The organism is Bacteroides sp. f07 (assembly GCF_042854785.1).
Taxonomy (GTDB): Bacteria; Bacteroidota; Bacteroidia; order Bacteroidales; family Bacteroidaceae; genus Bacteroides.
This window is the reverse complement of sequence record NZ_BAABXI010000002.1, coordinates 22,077-43,720: the sequence shown is the minus strand read 5'-3', so window position 1 is coordinate 43,720 and position 21,644 is coordinate 22,077. Positions and strand designations below refer to the sequence as shown.

The 21,644-nt window shown below is 44.3% G+C and carries 17 protein-coding genes; 14 read left to right on the top strand and 3 right to left on the bottom strand.

The genetic code is table 11. The features are described from left to right. The first annotated feature begins 1 nt into the window (after position 1). The 9 genes from ACGHVY_RS15340 to ACGHVY_RS15300 all read left to right on the top strand — a co-directional run bounded on the left by ACGHVY_RS15340 (position 2) and on the right by ACGHVY_RS15300 (position 10,885). A complete protein-coding gene (locus tag ACGHVY_RS15340) occupies positions 2 to 1,564 on the top strand; it encodes a RagB/SusD family nutrient uptake outer membrane protein (protein ID WP_390599718.1) in 1,563 nt (520 codons plus the stop codon). 42 nt (positions 1,565 to 1,606) lie between these two features. Beyond that, positions 1,607 to 2,683 carry an AhpC/TSA family protein gene (locus ACGHVY_RS15335; protein WP_308747238.1) on the top strand — a complete coding sequence of 359 codons (1,077 nt, stop codon included), beginning with the start codon at positions 1,607 to 1,609 and terminating at the stop codon, positions 2,681 to 2,683. Positions 2,684 to 3,436: 753 nt separating this feature from the next. Beyond that, positions 3,437 to 5,323: a tRNA uridine-5-carboxymethylaminomethyl(34) synthesis enzyme MnmG gene (gene mnmG, locus ACGHVY_RS15330; protein ID WP_390599717.1), complete on the top strand. Its 1,887-nt coding sequence runs from the start codon at positions 3,437 to 3,439 to the stop codon at positions 5,321 to 5,323. 50 nt (positions 5,324 to 5,373) lie between these two features. Continuing rightward, positions 5,374 to 5,904, top strand: coding sequence for an adenine phosphoribosyltransferase (locus ACGHVY_RS15325; RefSeq protein ID WP_242357730.1), 531 nt, complete (start codon positions 5,374 to 5,376; stop codon positions 5,902 to 5,904). 76 nt (positions 5,905 to 5,980) lie between these two features. Next, entirely contained in the window at positions 5,981 to 7,825 is a 1,845-nt protein-coding gene (gene uvrC / locus ACGHVY_RS15320) for an excinuclease ABC subunit UvrC (RefSeq protein ID WP_308747044.1), read from the top strand. A 237-nt stretch (positions 7,826 to 8,062) separates the two neighbouring features. Further along, positions 8,063 to 8,515 (top strand): D-aminoacyl-tRNA deacylase, encoded by a 453-nt coding sequence (gene dtd, locus ACGHVY_RS15315; RefSeq protein WP_308747045.1) that lies wholly within the window; start codon positions 8,063 to 8,065, stop codon positions 8,513 to 8,515. 55 nt (positions 8,516 to 8,570) lie between these two features. Beyond that, positions 8,571 to 8,909, top strand: a complete 339-nt coding sequence (locus ACGHVY_RS15310) for a nucleotide pyrophosphohydrolase (RefSeq protein ID WP_308747046.1) — start codon at positions 8,571 to 8,573, stop codon at positions 8,907 to 8,909. After that, positions 8,896 to 9,798, top strand: a complete 903-nt coding sequence (gene deoC, locus ACGHVY_RS15305) for a deoxyribose-phosphate aldolase (RefSeq protein ID WP_308747047.1) — start codon at positions 8,896 to 8,898, stop codon at positions 9,796 to 9,798. The genes ACGHVY_RS15310 and deoC overlap by 14 nt, the downstream gene beginning before the upstream one ends. Positions 9,799 to 10,204: 406 nt before the next feature. Beyond that, positions 10,205 to 10,885 (top strand): DUF1266 domain-containing protein, encoded by a 681-nt coding sequence (locus ACGHVY_RS15300; RefSeq protein WP_390600942.1) that lies wholly within the window; start codon positions 10,205 to 10,207, stop codon positions 10,883 to 10,885. Here the strand turns inward: ACGHVY_RS15300 and ACGHVY_RS15295 are convergent, their stop codons facing one another. Next, positions 10,886 to 11,860 carry a polyprenyl synthetase family protein gene (locus tag ACGHVY_RS15295; RefSeq protein WP_390599715.1) on the bottom strand — a complete coding sequence of 325 codons (975 nt, stop codon included), beginning with the start codon at positions 11,858 to 11,860 and terminating at the stop codon, positions 10,886 to 10,888. An 87-nt stretch (positions 11,861 to 11,947) separates the two neighbouring features. Here ACGHVY_RS15295 and polA point away from each other — a divergent pair, with 87 nt between their 5' ends. Beyond that, positions 11,948 to 14,797, top strand: a complete 2,850-nt coding sequence (gene polA / locus ACGHVY_RS15290) for a DNA polymerase I (RefSeq protein WP_390599713.1) — start codon at positions 11,948 to 11,950, stop codon at positions 14,795 to 14,797. A gap of 334 nt (positions 14,798 to 15,131) precedes the next feature. Further along, the gene (locus ACGHVY_RS15285) at positions 15,132 to 15,527 is read left to right on the top strand and encodes a DUF3836 domain-containing protein (RefSeq protein ID WP_308747050.1); all 396 of its coding nucleotides are present in this window, start codon (positions 15,132 to 15,134) and stop codon (positions 15,525 to 15,527) included. A gap of 97 nt (positions 15,528 to 15,624) precedes the next feature. On the opposite strand, the gene ACGHVY_RS15280 is transcribed toward ACGHVY_RS15285, so the two are convergent. Together ACGHVY_RS15280 and ACGHVY_RS15275 are read right to left on the bottom strand one after the other, a co-directional pair. Further along, on the bottom strand, positions 15,625 to 16,404 hold the full coding sequence (locus tag ACGHVY_RS15280; RefSeq protein WP_390599711.1) for a LytR/AlgR family response regulator transcription factor: 780 nt from the start codon (positions 16,402 to 16,404) through the stop codon (positions 15,625 to 15,627). Then, on the bottom strand, positions 16,401 to 18,434 hold the full coding sequence (locus ACGHVY_RS15275) for a histidine kinase (RefSeq protein WP_390599709.1): 2,034 nt from the start codon (positions 18,432 to 18,434) through the stop codon (positions 16,401 to 16,403). Before ACGHVY_RS15275 ends, ACGHVY_RS15280 begins: the two co-directional genes overlap by 4 nt. A gap of 120 nt (positions 18,435 to 18,554) precedes the next feature. Between ACGHVY_RS15275 and ACGHVY_RS15270 the strand changes: the two genes are divergently transcribed. The 3 genes from ACGHVY_RS15270 to ACGHVY_RS15260 all read left to right on the top strand — a co-directional run bounded on the left by ACGHVY_RS15270 (position 18,555) and on the right by ACGHVY_RS15260 (position 21,630). After that, positions 18,555 to 19,460: a serine O-acetyltransferase gene (locus tag ACGHVY_RS15270; RefSeq protein ID WP_390599707.1), complete on the top strand. Its 906-nt coding sequence runs from the start codon at positions 18,555 to 18,557 to the stop codon at positions 19,458 to 19,460. Positions 19,461 to 19,476: 16 nt separating this feature from the next. Next, positions 19,477 to 20,916, top strand: a complete 1,440-nt coding sequence (locus tag ACGHVY_RS15265; protein ID WP_390599706.1) for a THUMP domain-containing protein — start codon at positions 19,477 to 19,479, stop codon at positions 20,914 to 20,916. Positions 20,917 to 21,066: 150 nt separating this feature from the next. After that, positions 21,067 to 21,630, top strand: coding sequence for an ORF6N domain-containing protein (locus tag ACGHVY_RS15260; RefSeq protein WP_390599705.1), 564 nt, complete (start codon positions 21,067 to 21,069; stop codon positions 21,628 to 21,630). Positions 21,631 to 21,644 lie beyond the last annotated feature (14 nt).

The following is a 21,644-nucleotide window of genomic DNA, read 5'->3' as shown; positions in this document are numbered from 1 at the left end:
CATGAAACTAAAATACTTATTTTTACTCTCAATCGCTTGTTCGTCTTGCAGTGATTTCCTGGATGTGAAGCCCATTGGAAAATTAATACCGACAGAGATAGAGGAATTTGAAAATCTTTTAAACAATGAAAGTACCATCAAGTACCACTTCATGAATAATAACAATACCTCTTTTTACTCTATGCTGGCAGATAATTTATCCATAAGCGAGAACTTGGATAAATATAAATACATAAGCTCTTATGTCAATAAAGATGTATATGCAGCCTATACGTTTAACGTACCTTACGAAAGCCCTATCAAGCCGCAATACACATGGGAATGGGGAATATACCGGGCAGCCGGATTGTTTAACAACGTCATCGAAGGCATTGAAGGCCTGGACGGAGCTGCCGAAACGGAAAACGGCAAAGCCGTAATCGCACAAGCCAAAGCCGGGCGCGCCTGGTCTTACATGGTCGGCGGATTGGGCTATGGCCCGATGTATAACCCTAATGGGGACAACAGCACAAAAACAATTCCTTACCGCACTTCGGGCGACCCTACTGTGCCTAATCCCGACCTAGCTACAACAGCAGAGTTGATGCAGTTTGTGAAGAAAGATTTGGACGATGCGCTGGATGCTCCCGAAAATGTAGTGAATCCCTGCAGAGCCAATAAAGCGGCTGTGCATGCTTTGCGGGCAGAATATTTCATGTATATGAGGGACTGGACCAATATGCTGAAAGAAGCGTCGGAAGCGTGGAGCCGTTCTGTCGCGCTGAAAGGAAGTGTTGATAATATGATTTATGACTTCAACCAATGTTACTATGACGACGACCCCAATGCCGATCCGGCAGAAGGAACGGATAAAGAGCTGTCACTCGACTTACGCGGACAGGACTTGTTGTTCAACCAAAGCATACACCGGGAAAACCTGTTTTACAGGACAGCACCTGCCGGTTGCGCCACCACGAACGGTCAATCCACTTATTACCCGTCGGATGACTTCCTTGCTCTGTTCGATCCAAATACCGACAGGCGATACCAACTATTTGCCTTGAGAATATTAGGATATTCAACGACTGTAGGCGGCATTAAATATGAGGACGGCATAAAAAGGACGTATTGTCGCAGCTCCAAAATGCTGACCAATCAGGGCATCACATATCCTCAACTTCTATTAATGAAGGCAGAGGCGGAAGCCCGCACTTCCGACAAGACAAATGCGTTGAAAGACCTGAACTTGTTGCGCAAGTATCGTTATTCCGGCGATAACACCGATTTGCCAAATGGCAGTTCTTTAAATGAAGATGAATTACTGTATGAAATACTAAAAGAACGCCGCCGGGAATTGCCTATTTCATCTTATCAGCGTACCTTTGACATCAAGCGTTTTGTATATGACACAGGGAAACCCTGGTGTCAGACAACAATCACGCATAAGATAGGAAGCAAGACCTATTCGGCTCCGGTAAATAACGAATATTACACGCTGCCGAAATCAAACTCTATCATTGAAAAGAATCCGCAATGGGGATTGGAAGTAGATAACCGTCCATATGACCCGCTCGGAAAGAAATAAACGGATAGCTTGAACATACAATAAAACTTTAATATTCGAATTATGAACAGAATTAGTATCACGGCATGTGCATTATGCATGTCACTCGCTGCATCTGCGCAAGTAAACTATACCATAAAAGGTACTGCTACCGGCATGGATGGCCAGACAGTCTATCTCAATGACGCAGAGAACAGCCAGACCAACGCAATGGATAGTGTAATTATCAGCAATAATGCTTTTACATTCAAAGGAACGCAGCCTAAAGTCTGTTTTGCCACCGTATCAGCGGGCAGAGCCAGGACAACTTTGGTTCTTGAGGACGGAACTATCAACGTCTCACTTGATAGTCCGGGAAAAGCGACAGGAACGCCTACAAATGATATTCTCGAAGCTTGCAATGAGAGGATTAATGCGTTCAACAGCGAATATAAGGCATTGAGACAACAGGCTTCTGAATTGAAAGAAGAGGATAAAGCAAAAATGCTTGAATTGGAAAAGAAATGGGAAGACGTAAGCAAGAGACAAACGGCGGTAATAAAAGAATGTATCAACCAAAACCTGAATAATATCGCCGGGGCACAGTTACTCCGTCGGTTTGAAAGCAGCCTGTCAAGCGAAGAAGTTGCAAAAATTCTTGCCGTTGCCTCCCCGGTTATGAAGGAAAACGGATTTACCCAGGCTGTCATCAAGCATCAGATTGCTATGAAACGGGCTGAAGTAGGACAGAAATTTACGGATTTCAAATCGAAAGATATAAATGATAAAGAGGTTGCATTATCCGACTATATTGGAAAAGGGAAATATGTATTGATAGATTTTTGGGCATCATGGTGTGGTCCTTGCCGTGGGGAAATTCCACATCTAAAAGCTGCTTATGAGAAATTTGCATCCAAAGGATTTGAAATCATCGGTGTCTCTCTGGACGACAAGAAAGAAGCATGGTTGAAGGGAATTAAGAGCTTGGGTATCACATGGCCGCAAATATCCGATTTAAAGGGATGGAAGAGTGAAGGCGCTACGGTTTACGGCATAAGAGCCATCCCTACTACCCTGTTGGTAGACCCTAACGGAATGATTATAGGAAAAAACCTCAGAGGCGAGCAAGTTGAAAAGAAGTTGAACGAAATCTTGAAATAAAATAAAAAGAGCATTTGTTCGTTACTACATGAAAGGGTCCCGGAAGTTCTTCTCCGGGGCTTTTTCTTTTCTCAGCCCCCCCCTACTAAAACAAGGAACACCAGATATCCCCCAGCAAGGCACAAAAAAAGAGCGAATCATTCCGCTCCACCTTTAAAGAATCCCCCTTAATGGGATTCTTCTTTTTTTCATCTTTCATTTACTCGTTACCTGAAAACTACTTTCTACTAATACCTAATCAAAACAATCTTTTTCCTAAAAACTAATCTTTAAATCTAATACCTTAATTTTATAAACTAATACCTTTTATTATTACCTTTTTCTAATACCTAAAAATCTTAGTAGTTTCACAACTACACTGCAAAGGTAAAGCTGTTTTGGAAAACGACAAGAACCATTATACAAAAAATTAAATTTCGACTTGTTTTTTTGACTTATGTCAAGAGATAAGGCAAAATTAACACTTCGTGCTCTAGTTTCATCTTGTTTCCGACAGTTTTAGAACTGGCAAAAAGTAAGCATAAGCCAAGATTACTATGCAGGAAATAAACTTTTTGAAAGGGAATGAGTATATACAGGAACAGAACAGTCCTCGTTCTCTGAACAATCTGTATTTTTCCAAGCCGAAATCACGACGATTTTTTCGACGAAGCCGGACAGTTCCCCGAATTTTCGGAAGCAAAAAGAGCATGAGGATATATTTCTCACAACTTTTCCGTAACTTTGCAGCGTTTGATAATAAATAAGATAGGAATGGATTTTAAGTACGACGTAATTGTAATTGGTGCCGGACATGCCGGTTGCGAAGCGGCAGCCGCTGCTGCAAATTTAGGTTCCAAGACTTGTCTCATTACGATGGATATGAACAAGATTGGACAGATGAGCTGCAACCCTGCCGTGGGTGGAATCGCCAAAGGACAAATTGTACGTGAAATAGATGCGCTGGGCGGACAGATGGGATTGGTGACAGACGAAACAGCTATCCAGTTCCGAATACTGAACCGTTCGAAAGGCCCCGCCATGTGGAGTCCCCGTGCCCAATGCGACCGTGCCAAGTTTATCTGGTCGTGGCGGGAAAGACTGGAGAATACCCCCAACCTTCATATCTGGCAAGATACCGTATGCGAACTTCTTGTTGAAGACGGTACAGTGACCGGACTGGTTACCGCATGGGGTGTCACCTTCAAGGCAAAATGCATAGTACTCACTGCAGGAACTTTCCTCAACGGACTGATGCACGTAGGACGCCACCAGTTGCCGGGCGGAAGAATGGCAGAACCGGCCTCCTATAAATTAACCGAATCCATCGCCCGCCACGGTATCACTTACGGAAGGATGAAAACCGGAACCCCGGTACGAATCGACGCGCGCAGCGTTCATTTCGACCAAATGGAAACACAAGACGGAGAATGTGACTTTCACAAATTCTCTTTCATGAATACAAGTGTACGTCACTTGAAGCAACTGCAATGCTGGACCTGCTATACCAATGAAGAGGTGCACCGGATTCTACGTGACGGACTGCCGGATTCTCCCCTATTCAACGGACAGATTCAGAGCATCGGCCCGCGTTATTGTCCGAGCATCGAAACGAAGATTGTGACTTTCCCCGACAAGACCCAACACCAACTGTTCCTCGAACCGGAAGGCGAAACAACACAGGAGTTATATCTCAACGGATTCTCTTCCTCACTTCCGATGGACATACAAATTGCCGCTTTAAAGAAAATTCCGGCTTTCAAGGATTTGGTTATCTATCGTCCGGGGTATGCGATTGAATATGACTATTTCGACCCGACACAACTAAAGCATACGTTGGAATCGAAGATTATCGAAAACCTTTTCTTTGCCGGACAAGTAAACGGTACTACCGGATACGAAGAAGCAGGCGGACAAGGATTGATAGCGGGAATCAATGCGCACATCAACTGCCACGGAGGCGAAGCCTTCACACTGGCACGCGACGAAGCATATATCGGCGTATTAATCGATGATTTGGTAACCAAAGGTGTCGACGAGCCTTACCGTATGTTTACTTCACGCGCAGAATACCGTATCTTGCTCCGTATGGACGATGCTGATATGCGCCTGACCGAACGAGCTTATAAACTCGGATTGGCTAAGGAAGACCGTTATCAATTAATGAAGAGCAAGAAGGAAGCGGTGGAACAAATTGTATCTTTCGCGCACAGCTATTCGATGAAACCGGCATTAATTAATGATGCTCTCGAAAAAATAGGAACAACTCCCCTACGCCAGGGATGCAAACTGATAGAAATTCTGAATCGCCCGCAAGTGACGATTGAAAACATCACCGGATATGTTCCGGCATTTCAACGCGAACTGGAAAAGGCTACCAGTTCTAATCAAGACCGGAAAGAAGAGATTCTCGAAGCTGCCGAAATCCTAATCAAATATCAAGGATATATTGACAGGGAGCGAATGATAGCAGAGAAACTGTCAAGACTGGAAAGCATCAAAATCAAAGGCAAATTCGATTACGCTTCCATTCAGTCCTTATCAACCGAAGCCCGGCAGAAACTAATAAAGATAGACCCGGAAACGATTGCACAGGCGAGCAGAATCCCGGGAGTATCGCCAAGCGACATCAACGTATTACTGGTACTTTCCGGACGGTAGCCGGCAACGTTTCACGTGAAACAAAGCATTTAAAGAAACGATATAAATCAATGATTATGAGCAAAGAAACGCTAATTAAAAGCATCCGGGAAATACCAGATTTCCCTATTCCCGGAATCCTATTCTATGATGTTACCACTTTATTCAAAGATCCATGGTGCCTGCAGGAATTATCGAACGTCATGTACGAAATGTACAAAGATAAAGGCATCACCAAAGTGGTAGGTATAGAATCAAGAGGTTTCATCATGGGACCGATTCTGGCTACCCGGTTGAATGCTGGTTTCATCCCTATCCGCAAGCCCGGCAAACTTCCTGCCGAAACGCTTGAAGAAAGCTATGACAAGGAATACGGAAAAGACACCGTACAAATTCATAAAGACGCATTGGATGAAAATGACGTAGTCTTGTTGCACGACGACCTGCTGGCAACAGGCGGAACCATGAAAGCGGCCTGCGAACTGGTAAGGAAACTGAAACCAAAGAAAGTATATGTGAACTTCATCATCGAGCTGAAAGACCTGAATGGAAAATCTGTATTCGGAGATGATGTAGAAGTAGAATCTGTATTGTCTTTATAAAGGATTTGATTATATTTGCAGGGCGTAGTTGAACTACGCCCTTTTTTATTTTAGCGATCTCTCAGCCCTAACGATTATGAATGCAGAAACGGAAAGCAGAACCAATGAATATTTGAAAGGAATCGTAGCCAACCTTCCTGAGAAGCCAGGCATCTATCAGTACCTGAATACGGAAGGGACGATTATATACGTTGGAAAGGCGAAAAATCTAAAAAAAAGAGTCTACTCCTATTTCAGCAAGGAACACGAGCCGGGAAAGACACGGGTACTTGTCAGCAAGATTGCCGATATCCGTTATATCGTAGTCAATACGGAAGAAGACGCGTTGCTGCTGGAGAATAATCTGATAAAGAAGTATAAGCCGCGCTACAACGTCTTATTAAAGGACGATAAGACGTATCCATCTATCTGCGTACAGAACGAGTATTTTCCCCGGATTTTCAGAACCAGGAAGATTATCAGAAACGGTTCTTCTTATTATGGACCATACAGTCATATCCCGTCTATGTACGCGGTATTGGATTTGATAAAGCATCTGTATCCTTTACGCACTTGCAATCTGAACCTGAGTCCGGAGAATATACGGGCGGGAAAGTTCAACGTATGTCTGGAATATCATATCAAGAACTGCGCAGGCCCCTGTATCGGGTTGCAATCACACGAAGATTATCTCAAAAACATCGATGAAATCAAAGAAATCCTGAAAGGAAACACACAAGAGGTCAGCCGGATGCTATTAGAGAAAATGCAGGTATTGGCGGGCGAGATGAGGTTTGAAGAAGCGCAGAAGGTAAAAGAGAAGTATCTGTTGGTAGAGAATTATCGTTCGAAGTCCGAGGTAGTAAGCTCTGTGCTGCATAATATCGACGTATTTTCTATCGAAGAGGACGAGGCTAATTCAGCTTTCATCAATTATCTGCATATTACGAATGGAGCCATCAATCAGGCATTCACTTTCGAATACAAGAAAAAGCTGAATGAATCGAAAGAGGAGCTTTTGACATTGGGTATTATTGAAATGCGAGAGCGCTACAAAAGCCTGTCGAAGGAGATTATCGTTCCTTTCGAGCTTGATTTGGAATTGAATAATATCGTTTTCACCGTTCCTCAGCGGGGAGATAAGAAGAAGTTATTAGACCTTTCTATCTTAAACGTGAAGCAATACAAGGCTGACCGTCTGAAGCAGGCGGAAAAGCTGAATCCCGAACAGAGGAGCATGCGTCTGATGAAGGAGATACAGCAGGAACTGCACTTGGACAAACCGCCTTTGCAGATTGAATGTTTCGATAACTCGAACATACAGGGGGCTGATGCGGTAGCGGCATGCGTTGTATTCAAAAAGGCGAAACCATCGAAGAAAGATTACCGGAAATACAACATAAAGACGGTTGTGGGGCCGGATGATTACGCTTCGATGAAAGAGGTTGTCAGAAGGCGTTATCAACGCGCTATTGAAGAAAGCTCTCCGCTACCCGACCTTATTATTACCGATGGTGGAAAAGGGCAAATGGAAGTCGTCAGAGAGGTTATTGAAGATGAATTGAACCTTAACATTCCTATTGCAGGATTAGCGAAAGACAATCGCCACCGCACATCAGAGCTGCTTTTCGGGTTTCCGCCACAGACAATCGGCATCAAGCAACATAGTCCGTTGTTCCGTTTGCTGACGCAGATTCAGGATGAGGTACACCGTTTTGCCATCAGTTTCCATCGTGATAAACGCAGCAAACGGCAGGTAGCGTCTGCGCTGGATAGCATCAAGGGAATCGGAGAAAAGACGAAAACCGCCCTTTTGAAAGAGTTTAAGAGCGTAAAACGGATAAAAGAGGCATCTTTAGAAGAGATTAGCGCCATCGTTGGAGAGGCGAAAGCCAAAACCGTAAAAGCGGGATTGAACGATGAACAAGCCGAAAATAAATAACGCCAATTCGATATAAATCCAACAACTCCATCTTCCTCTTTCTGGAAGGTGGGGAAGCCTGCGGACTACTCTTTCATCGAATAGATGTTAAACAAGAAATTGATAGAATAGAATCAGTTATATTTCTACCATTGAAGCTTTCGGCACAGTTCCATAATATTTTTCCTTCAATACATCGTTTTCTCTTCCGAATTTCGTAAATTTGCCTTTCGTAATTACGAAATAAGATAAATAGCAATGCGAATAGTTATACAACGGGTAAGCCGTGCGTCAGTAACCATTGAAGGAAACTGCAAATCAGCTATCGGAAAAGGAATGTTGATATTGGTCGGCATCGAGGAAGCCGACGGACAGGAAGATATCGACTGGCTCTGCAAAAAGATAGTAAACCTGCGTATTTTCGACGATGAAAACGGAGTTATGAATAAGTCTATCTTAGAAGATGGAGGCGAGATTCTCGTCATCAGCCAGTTCACCCTGCACGCTTCTACAAAAAAAGGAAACCGCCCTTCTTATATCAAGGCAGCCAGACCGGAAGTTTCCATCCCACTCTACGAGCGATTTTGCAAAGACCTGAACAGTGCATTGGGAAAAGAAATAGGCACGGGAATCTTCGGGGCAGACATGAAAGTCGAACTTTTGAACGATGGTCCTGTTACTATATGCATAGATACTAAAAACAAAGAATAGACGTTCAAATGCGGGCGTTCACTAATCATTAATCACTAACCCTAATCACTAAAAGATGACTTTGGAAGAAGCTCAAAAACAAGTAGACCAATGGGTCAAGACATACGGTGTCCGCTACTTCAGCGAATTGACAAATATGGCGGTTTTGACGGAAGAAGTGGGCGAACTGGCACGTGTGATGGCACGCAAATATGGCGACCAGTCCTTCAAGGAGGGAGAGAAAGACAACCTCGACGAAGAGATAGCAGATGTGCTATGGGTGCTTCTCTGCATCGCCAACCAGACAGGCGTAGACCTCACCACTGCCCTGCAAAAGAGCATGGAAAAGAAAACGAAACGAGATAATCAAAGACATATCAATAACCCAAAACTGAAAGAGCATGGAAGAGAATAACTCACAGTCCAACAAGTATGATGCCGCGTTGGCAAAGTATAATACCAATCTGAGCGATGCTGATATTCAGGCCCGCGTAGCCGAATTAATCGAGAAAAAAGTGCCGGAAAACAATACGGAAGAAGTTAAGAAATTCCTGTTCAACTGCATTGACCTGACGACTTTGAACAGTACGGACAGTGATGAAAGCGTGATGCACTTTACGGAAAAAGTCAATAAGTTCGACGATGAATACCCCGATTTGAAGAACGTTGCGGCCATCTGCGTTTATCCCAATTTTGCCGCTATCGTGAAGAATACGTTGGAAGTGGACGGCGTCAATATCGCTTGCGTATCAGGCGGATTCCCCTCTTCACAAACCTTTGTTGAAGTAAAGGTAGCAGAGACAGCATTGGCTATTGCAGACGGGGCGGACGAAATAGACATCGTCATCTCCATAGGCAAATTCCTGAGCGGCGACTACGAAGGCATGTGCGAAGAAATACAGGAATTGAAGGAAGTATGCAAGGAACACCATCTCAAAGTAATCCTCGAGACAGGTGCCCTAAAGAGTGCTTCCAACATCAAAAAGGCCTCTATCCTATCCATGTATTCGGGTGCTGATTTTATCAAGACCTCTACAGGAAAGCAGCAGCCTGCCGCTACTCCCGAAGCCGCTTATGTGATGTGCGAAGCCATCAAGGAATATTATCAGAAAACAGGAAACAAGGTAGGTTTCAAGCCGGCAGGCGGAATCAATACAGTCAATGACGCAGTTATTTATTACACCATTGTCAAAGAAGTGCTGGGTGAAGCATGGCTGAACAACCAACTGTTCCGCCTGGGAACCAGCCGCCTCGCCAACCTGTTGCTTTCGGACATCGAAGGCGAAGAAATCAAGTTCTTCTAGGAACTAAGGGCTACATTAGCAATCAAATATGCCTCACCGCGCTGGCTCCCGTCCTTACGGAAGCCGACGCGGTATTTTTTTCTATAAAAAAAATCTAAAGATAGTTATCCGGCAATCAAGAAAATTCCTTATCTTTGTAAATGACTTAGCGAAGAAAGTATAGCTAATTAGTTATATTAGAGAACGTTTCATTTATTACCATCTTCCTGGAATTCGGCAAAATTCAAAGTTATGAGCGGTAATAAGCAAACGGGTCTCACGCACCTTCATGTATATACTTTTGTTATATATCGAACGGAGCGTGGGACTGTTGCTTGTATTATCATAACGGCTTGCCGAAGCCTCAGGAAAATACATGGCAACAGTTCTCACGCTTTTCGTGAATTTTAATGGTATAGCACGAAGGATGGAGACACACATAAAAACCTTACGATCCAACCCTAACCCCTTGAATCTCTTCCTTGGAAGTAAGAGAAAAAAGGGGCTGCGTATCGGTTATATGGAAGCTGCACTGAATGGGTTTTATCTCAACTCCATAGATACCGGTGTGCATCCGCAAAAACTATCCAGCTTCTTGTCTGAAGATTATCATTGTGCCGATACCGAATCTGTCACCGGATTATTTCAGTTTCTCATCAACGAAGGCGACAGGATTTCCTACCAAATCATGCTCCCCTATCTGCTCTCCACAAGCAACATCTGCGAATTTGAGGCAATCATCCGGGAACGCTTTTTCGGAGTGGAACGCTTTATCCAACAAGGAAAGAATCTATACAATTTCGTGAAGTATACAGAGGAAAGAAGAGACCCAATCATATGGATAAATGATTTGGAAAGAGGAATTGCCGGATGGGATATGGGACTGCTGGTAGGATTAGTCCGTGCCGCTTTGGGTAGCGGGTACATTGCGAAAGAAGAAGCCTGGAAGTACATTGAACAAGCGAATGAATTATGCGCTAACGACCTCCTCACAGCGGAAGAGATAGACAAGAGTTACTTACTTGGAAGAGCGATGAAATCAGGGAAAATAGAAGATTGGGATAGGGTGTTGTCTTGTTATTCGCTTCTCGACAAATACCGGAAGTAATTATTTTTCGCGGTCTACCACATAATCCAGATAAGCACGAAGTGCCACGCAAACATCCGAGTCCGGCAGAGAAGCCAACAAGTCGAAAGCCTTCTGTTTATACGCATTCATCGTCTGTATAGCATATTCGATACCGCCATTTTCTTTGACATATTCAATCAAACGGGCTATTTCACCGGGAGTAGCCGTGCCTTCCTTCACTTTGAAAGCAATCTCTCGCACAGCGCTGTCCTTCGTTTTATTCAGCACATACAAGGCGGGCAGAGTCAGCTTTCCTTCAAGCATGTCATTACCTGTCGGCTTACCTATCTCCTTGCTATCAAAGTAGTCGAAAATATCGTCTTTTATCTGAAAGCAGATACCGATATATTCACCCAACAAACGGGCTGATTCCGCTTCTTCCTCTCCCACTCCCACCGAGAAAGCGGCAGCTTTCGTACAGGCAGCGAAAAGGGCGGCGGTTTTCTTACGGATTACATCGAAATAAACTGATTCGGAAAAACTATGATTGCTTACATTGGAAAGTTGGAGCAACTCACCGTCGGCAAGATCCTGCCCCAATGAAGACACCAGTTGGATGATAGGATGGCTGTGTGTCTGCTCGGCGTGAACCAGGCTCGTAGCCAGCAGATAGTCGCCCGTCAGCACAGCTACCTTATTATTAAAGATAGCATTCACCGAAAGTTGTCCGCGACGTTCGGTACTCTCGTCCACAACATCGTCGTGTACCAGGCTGGCCGTGTGAAGCAATTCCAAGGAAACTGCCGCATGAAGCGTGGAAGGGCGGACAACACCGTAAAGGCGCGCTACCAACAAGACAAGAATAGGACGCATCATCTTACCATTCCTCTGCCGTATATGGGATACGACACTGTCGAGCAATGCATTCGAACTGGAAAGAGAACTATCAAAAAGATTCTTGAAGTCCCCCAGTTCCGCTTCAATCGGAGTTCTGATGAGTGAGATACTGTCCATTTATATACAATTTGAGTACAAAAGTAATAATAAAACGCTTAATACGGTATTTTTTTGTACTTTTACCATGAAAAATTAATTAAATCTATGGATTCAGATAATAAATTATTTCTTTTAGACGCTTATGCACTGATATACCGGGCGTATTACGCCTTTATCAAGAACCCAAGAATCAACTCCAAAGGATTCAATACTTCCGCCATCCTAGGATTTGTCAATACCCTCGAGGAAGTGCTGAAAAAAGAGAATCCGACGCATATAGGAGTGGCTTTCGACCCTTCGGGTCCCACCTTCCGCCACGAAGCTTTCGAACAGTATAAAGCACAACGCGAAGAGACTCCCGAAGCAATCCGGCTTTCCGTACCTATTATAAAGGACATTATAAAGGCATACCGTATTCCTATCCTCGAAGTGGCAGGCTACGAAGCCGACGACGTGATAGGAACCCTTGCCACCGAAGCCGGCAGACAGGGTATCACCACGTATATGATGACACCGGACAAGGACTACGGACAGTTGGTGAGCGACAAGGTATTCATGTACCGTCCCAAGCATACGGGTGGTTTTGAAGTAATGGGCATCGAAGAGGTAAAAGCCAAGTTTGATATCCAGTCGCCCGCGCAAGTGATTGACATGCTCGGCCTGATGGGTGATGCTTCGGACAATATCCCCGGCTGCCCCGGTGTAGGAGAAAAGACGGCACAGAAATTGATTGCCGAATTTGGCAGCATCGAAAATCTGTTGGAGCATACCGACCAACTGAAAGGGGCGCTGAAAACGAAAGTGGAAACGAACCGTGAAATGATTATCTTCTCGAAGTTTCTGGCAACTATCAAAATCGACGTACCTATCCAACTAGAGATGGATGCACTCGTCCGCGAAGAGGCAGACGAAAACTCACTCCGCAGTATTTTTGAAGAATTGGAGTTCAGGACTCTCATTGACCGCGTACTCAAAAAAGAGTCCGCCGGAAATGGAGTGACGATGACAAGCGGAAGTAAGACGACAACCGGGAAAGGCACTCCCGCCCCTCTCCCACTTTTTCCCGAAGAAGGGGGAGCTGTACAAGGCGATTTATTTGCAAATTTCACGGCCAGTGAGCCGGGCGAAGCCAAAAAATCAAATCTAGAGACGTTAGATTCGCTCAAATGCAACTACCAACTCATTGATACAGAAGAGAAAAGACGAGAAATTATTCAAAAGTTACTTACATCAAAAATTCTCTCGCTAGACACGGAGACCACCGGAACGGAGCCGATGGACGCAGAACTGGTCGGAATGAGTTTTTCCATTGCTGAAAATGAAGCATTTTATGTGCCGGTTCCCGCCGAACGAGAGGAAGCGTTAAAAATCGTCAATGAGTTCCGCCCGGTATTCGAAAATGAAAACTCGCTGAAAGTCGGACAGAATATCAAATACGACATGATCGTTCTTAAAAATTATGGAGCTGAAGTGAAAGGCCCGCTTTTCGATACAATGATTGCCCACTATGTTCTTCAACCGGAACTTCGTCACGGGATGGATTATCTTGCAGAAATTTATCTGCACTACCAAACAATCCATATCGACGAACTGATTGGACCGAAAGGAAAGAATCAGAAGAATATGCGCGACCTCGACCCGAAAGATGTATATCGTTATGCTTGCGAAGATGCAGACGTAACGCTGAAGTTGAAGAACGTGTTAGAAAAAGAACTGAAAGAGAATGACGCCGAACGGCTGTTCTATGATATAGAGATGCCGCTTGTTCCGGTACTGGTCAATATAGAACGGAACGGAGTGCTGCTGGATACGGAAGCGCTGAAACAATCGTCCGCCCATTTCACCGCACAGATGGAACGCATTGAAAAGGAGATTTATGAGCTGGCAGGCGAAACCTTCAATATCGCCTCGCCCAAGCAAGTCGGCGAAGTCCTGTTTGACAAACTGAAGATTGTAGAGAAAGCGAAAAAGACCAAGACGGGGCAGTATGTCACTTCGGAAGAAGTGCTCGAAAGTCTTCGCCACAAGCATCCGGTGGTAGAGAAGATTCTGGAACACCGCGGATTGAAGAAGTTACTGGGAACGTATATCGACGCCCTTCCCCTGCTTATCAACCCACGCACAGGACGGGTACATACCTCTTTCAATCAGACAGTCACTGCCACGGGACGCCTCAGTTCGAGCAATCCGAACTTGCAGAATATTCCTATCCGCGACGAGAACGGGAAAGAAATCCGCAAAGCATTCATTCCCGACGAAGGCTGCCTTTTCTTCTCTGCGGACTACTCGCAGATTGAATTACGTATCATGGCACATCTCAGCGAGGACAAGAACATGATTGACGCTTTCCTCAGCAATCACGATATTCATGCCGCCACGGCTGCGAAAATCTACAAGATAGACTTGAATGATGTTGATTCCGACATGCGCCGCAAGGCAAAAACCGCTAATTTCGGCATTATATATGGTATATCCGTATTCGGTCTTGCCGAACGGATGAACGTAGACCGGAAAGAAGCCAAAGAACTTATCGACGGATACTTCGAGACTTATCCGGGAGTGAAGGCCTATATGGATAAAAGTATCCGGATAGCCCAGGAAAAAGGCTATGTAGAAACGATTTTCCACCGGAAACGCTTCCTGCCGGACATTAATTCACGAAATGCCGTTGTACGCGGATATGCGGAACGGAATGCGATCAATGCGCCTATCCAGGGAAGCGCTGCGGATATTATCAAAGTAGCCATGGCACGCATTTACCAACGGTTCCAGGCGGAAGGCATACAGGCGAAGATGATTCTGCAAGTACATGATGAATTGAACTTCAGCGTTCCCATCAATGAGAAAGAACGCGTGGAAGAAATCGTTATCGAGGAAATGGAGAAAGCATACCGTATGCACGTCCCCTTGAGAGCAGATTGCGGATGGGGCAAAAACTGGCTCGAAGCACATTAAAGGCAAGTAATGCACACACTACCCACATAGTGCATACCCACAAGACAGGAGCCGGAATAACTAATAACATTATTTAACCCGGTATCCATAAAGCTAGAAAAAGGAACACTTCCCCTACGAAGTGATTCGTTCTATATCCGGCAGATTGACTGCCGGATATTTTTTTGTCACCAATCTTGGCAAAAAGCAAACGACACCGCCTACCCCTTATTGACATTTTGACAATATTTCATCTTTAAAATTGCACAAATACCAAATTAATATGTAAGTTTGCAGCGTAAAACTGATACAGTTATAGAAATATGAAAGTATAACTCAAAAAACTTAAATAGCCATGAAAGCAAAAGTATCTTTAAAAATGTTCGTTTTATCAGCAGTTCTTCTTGTTGTGTCGCTTGCTACTTCTGCACGTAGCTACGATGGTCAGTTGGTTTACAACCCGGTAGAAGAAAATGGTGTAACAGTAGGACAAACCGTTTACAAAATGGACGGAAACACTCTTGCCAACTACATGAAATACAATTATAAGTACGATGACAACAAACGTATGATCGAAAGTGAAGCCCTGAAATGGAACAGCAGTAAGGAAGAATGGCAAAAGGACTTGCGCATCAACTACATTTATGAGGGCAAGACCGTCACTACCAACTATTATAAATGGAACGCCAAGAAACAAGCCTACGTACTGGTTCCCGAAATGACCGTTACGATGGATAATACAAATATGTAACATAACTCTCTCTCATTCTAATATTCTAACAACAAGAGACGCCGCTCCTGATGAAGAAGTGGCGTCTTTCATTTACAATATCCAGCCGGGGCCGGTATCACAACACATAAAAGCGTTCTTGAAGCTCTTTTAGAAAATTCCTGGAAATTATCAGATCATTCTTATCCTGAAAAGGCGGATAAAGCAGGCAACATTTACCATCAATCATAGCCAGAAAATTCACATTTACAATAGCAGACTGACTAATCTGCACGAAAGCTTGTGAATAACTTATAATATCTTCTGCCCTTGTATTCCGTTTCAGGTTCAGGCGCGTTTGGTTAAACAACACCACCTGCCATTGGCGTTTATCTTTCAGATATTCAAAGAAACCGATTTCTTCGAGCCGAAGCAATTTGAATCCTGTCACCGTGCTAATCATAAACATACCATGCTGTGGCATCAAGGCACTGATGGAAGACGCAAAAGAAGGCGGGGGAAGCAAAGTGGAAGTTGAGATAACCTTCCGGTAACGGTCTATAATCACTTTCAAATCGTCCCTTTCGAAAGGTTTCAACAAGAAATCGAAAGCCGACTCACGCAAGGCCTGCAACAGATACTTATCATAAGAAGTATAGAACACGACTTTCATATCCCACAGCACATCATCCCTTATATCACTCAGCAAGTTAAGCCCTAGTATATCAGGAAGTTCCACATCCAGAAACAATAAATCCGGATGCAACTCCATAATCATCTTTTTACCTTTCACACCGTTGCCTGCTACCCCCTTTACCTCAAATTCACGATAGGGCTCCAATTCCCGACGCAAAGCATCAACCGCCGTACGTTCATCGTCAACGATGACCACTTTATACTTTTCTTCCGTCTCCATCATAAATCATAAGAAAAACGGAACGGGATATACACCGATACTTGCGTACCGGCCTTTCCATCATTCCTGTTGGTTATATCAAAACGTATCTTATCATTCTTGTTTTTTGCATTCAGCAGTTGGATAGTCTGATAAAGGACTTTCAGCCCCGTACCGGTTCCATGTGTCGCAGAAGGCACTTGCGAGAGATACCCCCGCCCGTTATCCGTAACCATAATACAGATTCCGTTCTCCTGACAGGAAACATATACAACAAGCTCCTTCGCTCCATCCTTTCCCGCCAACCCGTGCTTAATGGCATTCTCCACAGGAATCTGTACAATCATAGAAGGAACCATGATACGGGTTGCGTCCAATCCGTCCCCAATTGTGACTGTTGAGGTGAAACCTTCCCCGAGACGCCCTTTCTCCAAGTCAATGTAAGAACGTACAAAGTCCAGTTCGTCCTGTAGGGGCACGCTCAGTTTTTCCGTCAGCTCAAGGCTTCGGCGGAGATATCCCACCAGTCCCATCAGATTATTTCTCACTTCTTCCGAACCATTGAACTGGTTAATCTCACGCCCCAACACATTGAAAATAAAATGAGGAGAAATCCGGCTACGCAGGTTCTCCATCCGGATGCGGTTTATCTGCCGAAAAAAACGTTCACGAAGAAATTCCCGTTTCTTACGCATATACCAGATAATGACCAGCGTACCTGCCACAAGCAGCACGCAGACAAGCACCCAAATATAAACATTCAACTTCAAGACCCTTACCTCAGCGGCCTGTTGCTGAATCTGTATCTCCTTACGCAATACAATCGTATCCTGCTGATAACGCATATCCAGTTCGGCGACACGCATTTGTACCCGTTCGCTACGGATGGAATCATCCAAACGGCGATCACATTTCAGATATTCATAGGCGTGGCGGTAATCACCGGTACGTTCAAAATAATGCTGGAGATACCGGTTGCGTATGGTCAGCATATTGGCATCAAGATGCCCCACGGGATTCGTACGGGCAATCATCTTCTGCGCCTGTGCCATATTCCCTTTCTTCAGGGCAAGCTCGATCATTTGGGTTTCGATGTAGTAGACAGCAGAATTATGCTGTATTTTTTGAAAGAAACGATAACTCTCGTCCAGGCATATTTGTGCGGAATCGAGGTTATCAGTCAATACATACAATTCTCCCAGGTTCACTTTGATAAAGTTCTGTTCGAATACCATTTGCGAATGGGCAGATACCAGTTCATTCGCCCTGCGCATGTATTTCAAAGCTTCCTGATAGTCTTTCCTGTAATAATAATAGTTACCGCGGTTATTAAGAAACGTCCATTTCTCCCCTACATTCATGTCATCGAAGAACTGTTCTGCCAGTTCATAATAGTGATTCGACAAGTCGAAGTCACGTAAGTCCATATAGGTTTGTCCCAGTCCATAGTAGACAGGGAACTTCGTATGTTCGGACAAATTCAACGAATCACAGAGAAACAAAGCACGGCGATAATATGAAGCGGTATGCGCCAAGTCGCCACGATGCAGATAAGCATCGGCTATGTTGATGCAAATATCCGGAAGACGCTGCAATTTCTCCCCTTCCAGACAGTACTTATACGCCTGCTTATAGTTCATCATGGCAGAATCAGGGCGGTTCAACTGCATCCACACATTCCCTTCCATATTATAAATTTCGGCCAACACACTATTCCACCGCGGACATCTGACAGCTTTAGGCGAAAATGCCTTCACCCGGCGATGATAATAAAAGACGGAGTCAAAATCGGAAGAAACGAAGAATGTTTTTCCGTACAAGGCGAGAAGGCGGTAATAGTATTGGGAATCCTGTACCTGCGCCAGTGCGTCACGTACCTGTGAGCGGGAATAAAGTACATTGGAGAACAGAGAATCCTGCACGCGGGTTTCCAGAGAATCGACAAAAGTCAGTTCACACAAAGACTTGCTATGATGTTTGTCAGCATATCCGCAACCCAATAACACCAACAGCCCTAACAACCCGAATAGTCTCATAGTAGCCCTTTGATTCATCTGCCCTTATTCATGTCATGTTTTGAATGTGACAAAAATACATTATTTATCCTGAATCCCAACGAATTTTATTATTTTTTTAATACCTTTGTGCCCATATAAATATGAGCAACTGACCTAATGAGTCCACTGAACTTCACCCACATTTTGACACAGGCAGTCGATGAGCTATCGGAAAGCGAATCTTATAAAGGACTGTTTCATCAGCACAAAGATGGCGAACCACTGCCCTCTGCTAAAGTCTTATATGAAATTATTGAGCTTTCACGCTCTATTCTCTTCCCCGGATATTACGGAAATTCTACGATCAACAGCCGGACAATCAATTATCACATTGGTGTAAATATTGAAAAGTTATTCGGTTTGCTCTCCGAGCAAATCCTCGCCGGATTGTGTTTCAGCGTCAGCATAGAAGGGAAATGTAACGTCTGCCCGGATTCCAAACGGGAAGAAGCCGCACGCCTTGCCGCCAAGTTTATCAGCAAGCTGCCTGCCATGAGAAGAATACTGGCAACTGACGTGGAAGCCGCCTACAACGGTGACCCCGCTGCCGAAAGTTATGGCGAGGTAATCTTCTGTTATCCGGCCATCAAGGCCATCAGCAATTACCGTATTGCGCATGAACTGCTGGAGCTGGGTGTTCCTCTGATTCCCCGTATTATCACGGAAATGGCACACAGTGAAACAGGGATTGACATTCATCCGGCAGCGAAAATCGGCAGCCACTTCACCATCGACCACGGTACCGGCGTTGTTATCGGTGCCACAAGTATCATCGGCAATAACGTCAAACTATATCAGGGAGTCACCCTGGGAGCCAAGAGCTTCCCGTTGGATGCCGACGGAAAACCGATCAAAGGTATCCCCCGCCACCCGATTCTGGAGGACAATGTGATTGTCTATTCCAACGCCACTATTTTGGGAAGAATCACCATCGGGCGTGACGCAACCGTAGGCGGTAATATCTGGGTAACGGAGAATGTTCCTGCAGGAGCAAGAATCGTACAAACTAAAGCAAAAAAATAAAATCAAATAACTATATATGAGCGAACAATTCGAGATGATTGCCAAGACCTTCCAAGGACTGGAAGAGATACTTGCAGAAGAACTTACAGCATTAGGAGCCAACGACATTCAAATAGGACGCCGTATGGTTTCATTCACCGGAGATAAACGTATGATGTATAAGGCAAATTTTTGCCTTCGCACCGCCATCCGTATCCTGAAACCAATTAAAAACTTTACAGCCAAAGATGCCGATGAGGTTTATAATCAAATACAGGCTATTCCATGGGAAGAATATCTCGATGTGAACAAGACGTTCGCTATCGATGCAGTAGTATTCAGCGATGAGTTCCGCCATTCGAAATTCGTTTCGTATAAGGTGAAAGATGCGATTGTGGATTATTTCCGTGATAAAACAGGGAAACGTCCGTCGGTACGTATCAACAATCCGGATGTACTTCTGAATATTCATATTGCACAGACTACCTGTACGTTATCTTTGGACTCGTCCGGAGAATCACTTCACCGTCGCGGTTATCGCCAGGAGGCAGTAGAAGCCCCGTTAAATGAGGTATTGGCTGCCGGCATGATTCTAATGACCGGATGGCGCGGAGAATGTGACCTGATCGACCCGATGTGTGGTTCGGGCACTATCCCTATCGAAGCGGCACTGATTGCCAAGAATATCGCTCCGGGAGTATTCCGTAAGGGGTTTGCTTTTGAGAAATGGGTAGATTTCGATGCGGATATGTTCGATGAGATTTACAATGATGACAGTCAGGAGCGTGAATTTGCTCATAAGATTTACGGATACGATAACAATCCGAAAGCTAATGAGATTGCGACTCACAATATAAAAGCTGCCGGTGTATCGAAAGACATCGTGTTGAAGCTGCAACCGTTCCAGCAGTTTGAGCAACCGCAAGAGAAGTCGATTATCATCACTAACCCGCCTTATGGTGAACGTATTTCCACTAATGATTTGCTTGGACTTTATCAGATGATCGGTGAACGTCTGAAACATGCGTTTGTAGGAAACGAGGCATGGGTGCTTTCTTATCGGGAAGAGTGTTTCGACCAAATTGGTCTGAAAGCAAGCCAGAAGGTTCCTTTATTTAATGGACCGTTGGAGTGTGAGTTCCGCAAATATGAGATTTTTGACGGAAAATACAAAGAGTTCAAGAGCCAGGAAGAGGGAGAAGAGAAGAAAGAGGCTGAAGGAGAACAGGCTCCAAGATTCAGAGAAAGAAAAGAATTTAAGCCACGCCGCGAAGGTGAGTTCAAACCGCGTCGGGATGGTGAATCCAAATCTCGCAGAGAGGGAGAATACAAGCCGCGCAGAGAAGGTGGTGAGTTCAAAGGTGGTGACAGAGATAGAAAGCCACGGGGAGAATTCCGCGGAGGAAGAGATTCAAGAGGGCCAAGAGAATTTAGGGGGAACCGGGAGCCGAGGATTCCGAAGAAGGAAGAGGAATAAACAAGCATCAATATTCAATTATACATTGACGCCAAATTGCCTATTAACTAACTGATAGACAATATGAGGTCACAAAATGTGACCTTAAGTTCAAACAACAATAATGTTAAGTAATAGGCGTAGATAGTAAGCCACCAATTAGACTAAGAAATGAATGAATTAGTTGTTATAGAAAATAAGATATATGAAATCAGAGGACAAAAGGTTATGCTTGACTTTGATTTGGCAGAAATGTACGAGATTGAAACAAAGAACCTGAAACGAACAGTAAAAAGAAATATGAACCGCTTTCCCGAAGATTTCATGTTTCAGCTTACGAAAGAAGAGGCTAACTTATTGATAAACAATATAAGGTGCCAAAATGGCACCTTAGAAATAAGTTGGTTTAGATATCAGCCCTATGCCTTTACTGAACAAGGAGTCGCAATGTTATCAGGTCTTTTAAATAGTGAAAAAGCCATCGAAGTCAACATCAACATCATGCGAGCCTTTGTCCACATGCGCCAGTACCTGCTCTCCCATGCTCCGAAACAGGAATTGGAAGAATTGAGGAAAAGGATTGAATACTTGGAAGAGGACATATCCTCCGACAGAGACAGCTACGAAAAGCAATTTGACGAATTATTCTCTGCTTTTGCCAAGTTGAGTGCTGCCATTCAAATCAAGCAGACTCCCTTGGACAGAGTAAAAATAGAAGGATTTAAAAACAAATAATAAAGAAAAGAGCA

Bases quoted from the DNA above. Each gene is read 5' to 3' on its own strand.
- ACGHVY_RS15340 (WP_390599718.1), top strand. From the start codon at position 2: ATGAAACTAAAATACTTATTTTTACTCTCAATCGCTTGTTCGTCTTGC.
- ACGHVY_RS15335 (WP_308747238.1), top strand. From the start codon at position 1,607: ATGAACAGAATTAGTATCACGGCATGTGCATTATGCATGTCACTCGCT.
- mnmG (WP_390599717.1), top strand. From the start codon at position 3,437: ATGGATTTTAAGTACGACGTAATTGTAATTGGTGCCGGACATGCCGGT.
- ACGHVY_RS15325 (WP_242357730.1), top strand. From the start codon at position 5,374: ATGATTATGAGCAAAGAAACGCTAATTAAAAGCATCCGGGAAATACCA.
- uvrC (WP_308747044.1), top strand. From the start codon at position 5,981: ATGAATGCAGAAACGGAAAGCAGAACCAATGAATATTTGAAAGGAATC.
- dtd (WP_308747045.1), top strand. From the start codon at position 8,063: ATGCGAATAGTTATACAACGGGTAAGCCGTGCGTCAGTAACCATTGAA.
- ACGHVY_RS15310 (WP_308747046.1), top strand. From the start codon at position 8,571: ATGACTTTGGAAGAAGCTCAAAAACAAGTAGACCAATGGGTCAAGACA.
- deoC (WP_308747047.1), top strand. From the start codon at position 8,896: ATGGAAGAGAATAACTCACAGTCCAACAAGTATGATGCCGCGTTGGCA.
- ACGHVY_RS15300 (WP_390600942.1), top strand. From the start codon at position 10,205: ATGGAGACACACATAAAAACCTTACGATCCAACCCTAACCCCTTGAAT.
- ACGHVY_RS15295 (WP_390599715.1), bottom strand. From the start codon at position 11,860: ATGGACAGTATCTCACTCATCAGAACTCCGATTGAAGCGGAACTGGGG.
- polA (WP_390599713.1), top strand. From the start codon at position 11,948: ATGGATTCAGATAATAAATTATTTCTTTTAGACGCTTATGCACTGATA.
- ACGHVY_RS15285 (WP_308747050.1), top strand. From the start codon at position 15,132: ATGAAAGCAAAAGTATCTTTAAAAATGTTCGTTTTATCAGCAGTTCTT.
- ACGHVY_RS15280 (WP_390599711.1), bottom strand. From the start codon at position 16,404: ATGATGGAGACGGAAGAAAAGTATAAAGTGGTCATCGTTGACGATGAA.
- ACGHVY_RS15275 (WP_390599709.1), bottom strand. From the start codon at position 18,434: ATGAATCAAAGGGCTACTATGAGACTATTCGGGTTGTTAGGGCTGTTG.
- ACGHVY_RS15270 (WP_390599707.1), top strand. From the start codon at position 18,555: ATGAGTCCACTGAACTTCACCCACATTTTGACACAGGCAGTCGATGAG.
- ACGHVY_RS15265 (WP_390599706.1), top strand. From the start codon at position 19,477: ATGAGCGAACAATTCGAGATGATTGCCAAGACCTTCCAAGGACTGGAA.
- ACGHVY_RS15260 (WP_390599705.1), top strand. From the start codon at position 21,067: ATGAATGAATTAGTTGTTATAGAAAATAAGATATATGAAATCAGAGGA.